General features: G+C 70.0%; 2 protein-coding genes. Both read left to right on the plus strand.

Annotation, left to right across the window (positions count from 1 at the left end; translation table 11 throughout):
* Positions 1-1961 (plus strand): efflux RND transporter permease subunit (locus tag ACH65_RS07715; protein ID WP_049622009.1); only part of this gene is annotated, 1961 nt, incomplete at its 5' end.
* Positions 1962-2334: 373 nt separating this feature from the next.
* A partial coding sequence (locus tag ACH65_RS07720; protein WP_049622010.1) for an efflux RND transporter permease subunit occupies positions 2335-3422 on the plus strand: 1088 nt, incomplete at its 3' end.

Consider the following 3422-nt stretch of genomic DNA (forward strand, 5'->3'; position numbering starts at 1 on the left):
TCGAGAACATCGTGCGCCACATGGAGCACGGCCAGCCGCCATTGCAGGCCGCGCTCGCCGGCGTGCGCGAGATCGGCTTCACGGTGATCTCGATCACCCTGTCGCTGGTGGCGGTGTTCGCGCCGCTGCTGTTCGGCACCAATATCCTGATCATGCTGCTGCGCGAGTTCTCGGTGACGCTGACCGCGGCGGTGGTGATCTCGGCGCTGGTCTCGCTCACCGTGACGCCCGCGCTGTGCGGGCGCCTGCTCAAGCCCGAGCCGGACGCCGCCACCGCCACGCCGGGGTGGCTGGAGCGCGTGGTGGAGCGTTTCGACCGCGCCCTGCTGCGCGCCTACGAGCGTGCGCTGGACTGGGCCATGCGCCACCGCCGGCTGATGCGCTGGCAGCCGCTGATCCTGCTGATCGGCACTGCGCTGATCGGCATGGCCGTGTTCAAGACCGCCGGCGGCACCTTCATGCCCGACGAGGACACCGGCCAGTTGCAGGTGGACATCCGCGCCGACGCCAACATCTCGCCCGACCTGCTGGCCGCGCGCGCCCGCGAGGTGACGCGCATCATGCAGGCCGAGCCGACGGCGGTGAACATCCTCACCATGCTCGGCGGCGGCAACGACGGCAACGGCGCGGCGGTGGGCAACAGCGCGCAGATGTTCGTGGACTTGAAGCCCCGCGGCAACGACCCCGACGACCGGCACGAGGGCATCAAGCAGGTGATCGAGCGGCTGTCCAAGCAGTACGACAAACTGCCCAACGTGAGGGTGTCGGTGAGCGCCTCGCAGTTCCTTAGCGGCGGCGGCAGCGGCAGCAGCGGCGGGCAGTACGAGTTCCAACTGGTCAGCAGCGACGGCACGGACCTCCAGCCGTGGGCGCTGAAGATGGTGCGCCAGCTGCGCACCATCAAGGAATTCCGCGACGTCGGCAGCGACTTCGACCAGACCGGCAAGCAGCAGCTGCTGAAGATCGACCGCGACGTGGCGGCGCGGCTGCAGGTGGGCGTGGGCACCATCGACTCGGTGCTGGCCAACTCCTTCGGCCAGCAGCAGGTCTCGAAGATCTACTCGGACATCAACCAGTACTGGGTGGTGCTGACCGCCTCCTCGGCGCGCTCGCTGTCGCCGGAGACGCTGCTCAACCTGCGCGTGCGCAACGGCCAGGGCCGGATGATCCCGCTCTCGGCGATGGCCCGCATCGAGCCGAACATCAGCCCGGTGCGCATCCGCCACCACAACCAGTTGCAGGCGGCCACCATCACCTACAACCTGGCCAAGGACGTGCCCCAGGATCGCGGCATCGCGCTGGTGAACCAGGCCGCCTTCGCGGCGGGCCTGCCGGCAGGCGTGCGGGTGGATTTCACCGGGCGCAACCAGCAGCTCCAGCAGGCGCAGTCCAACGGCATGGTGCTGCTCTTCGCCTCGATCGTGGCGATGTACATCGTGCTCGGCATCCTCTACGAGAGCCTGGGCCACCCGCTCACCATCCTCTCCACCCTGCCGGCCGCCGGCATGGGCGCCTTCCTCGCCATGCTGGTGACGCAGACGCCGATCTCGCTGATGGCGATCATCGCCATCCTGATGCTGATCGGCATCGTGAAGAAGAACGCCATCCTGATGGTGGACTTCGCCCTGGTGGCGCAGCGCGAGCACGGCCGGCCGGCGCCCGAGGCGATCCGCGAGGCGGCGCTGGTACGCTTTCGCCCGATCACCATGACCACGCTGGTGGCGATGGGCGCGGCGCTGCCGCTGGCGATCGGCTTCGGCGTGGGCTCGGAGATGCGCCAGCCGCTCGGCATCGCCATCGTCGGCGGCCTGCTGGTGTCGCAGCTGCTGACCCTGCTCAGCACGCCGGCGATCTACCTGTGGAACCACGACCGCAAGCTGCGCAAGGCGGCGCGGCGGGCGCGGCGCGCGGCCAAGCGCGCGCTCAAGGGCGGCGGCGTGACGGCGGGCGCGGGCGGTTGAACGGCGCCGAGGCGGCGCCCGGCATACCGGCCCGCTACCGGTAGCCGCGGCTTGGGGCCGCCGTTGCCGCCGACGGCCACCTGATACGGCTCATGCCCGAAGCCCGCGCGCCGCCCTCATCCGCACGCGCGGCAGGTGCACTCACTTTCGCCCCCCGGCCAGCCGCCGGCCTGCAAAGCCCCCTGCCTTATGGCAGGGCCGGACTAACGGCACATCCCTCCTGTCGCCACGGCCGGCATAAAGCCGACATGATCGCGTACCACGCACCGGTCGCCCGCATGCCCAGGCGGGCCGCATATCGCGGCCGTGCCCGTCGCAGTGCATCGGTCGCATCCCGCCATGGAAGCATCGGCGCCGGCAGGAGACCACTCGCATGAACATCTTCGCGCCCATGATCCGCCGCCCGGCCGGCACTTCCCTGCTCGCCGCCGGCCTCGCCCTCGCCGGGCTGATCGCCTACGCGATGTTGGGCGTGGCGGCGTTCCCGTCGATCGAACTGCCCGGGATGACCGTGGTCGCCTCGCTGCCTGGCGCGGACGCGCAGACCATGGCCAGCACCGTGGTCGCGCCGCTGGAGCGCCACCTGGGCCGCCTCGCCGGCCTGCAGACCATGAACAGCACAGCCAACGATGGCGGCGCGCAGATCCAGCTCCTGTTCGACTTCGACCACAGTACCGATGTACTGGCCCGCGACGTTCAGGCCGCCATCAACGCCGCCACGCCGGACCTGCCCTCCGCGCTGCCGACACCACCGCAGTACTTCAAGTTCTCTACCTCGCAGTTCCCGATCCTGCTGGTGACCCTCACCTCCACCAGCATGCCGCCGGACCGGCTCTACGACCTGACCGACACTCTGCTCAAGCCGGCGATGGCGCAGGTGCCCGGCGTGGCGCAGGTACAGCTGTTCGGCAGCACGCCGCACGCCGTGCGCGTGGACCTGGACACGAACGCACTGGTCGCCAAGGGCCTCACTGCCAACGACGTGGCCAACGCGCTGCGCGCGGCCAACGTCACCTCGCCGCAGGGCATGCTGAGCGACGGGCTCACCCAGACCACCGTGACCGCCAACGATGCGCTGCGCACCAGCGCGGACTTCGCCTCGCTGCTGATCGCCGTGCGCCACGGCGTGCCGGTGCACCTGTCCGACGTGGCCGTCGTGGACGATGGCCAGGAGGACAGGCACGCCGCCGCTTGGTTCAACGGCGCCCGCACGGTGGGCATGCAGATCACGAAGAAGCCGGAGGCCAACGCAGTGGAGACGGTACAGGCGCTCCGCACGGCACTGCCGCGCCTGCGCGGCCTGCTGCCCGCGGACGTGCGGATCACGCCGATCTTCGACCTTACCCAGACCACCAGGTCGGCCTTGCACGAAGTGGAAACCACGCTGCTGATCTCCATCGCCATGGTGGCGCTGGTGATGCTGCTGTTCCTGCGCCGGCTGCGGCCCACGCTGATCGCCAT

Source organism: Frateuria defendens, from assembly GCF_001182895.1.
GTDB classification, from domain to species: Bacteria; Pseudomonadota; Gammaproteobacteria; order Xanthomonadales; family Rhodanobacteraceae; genus Frateuria_B; species Frateuria_B defendens.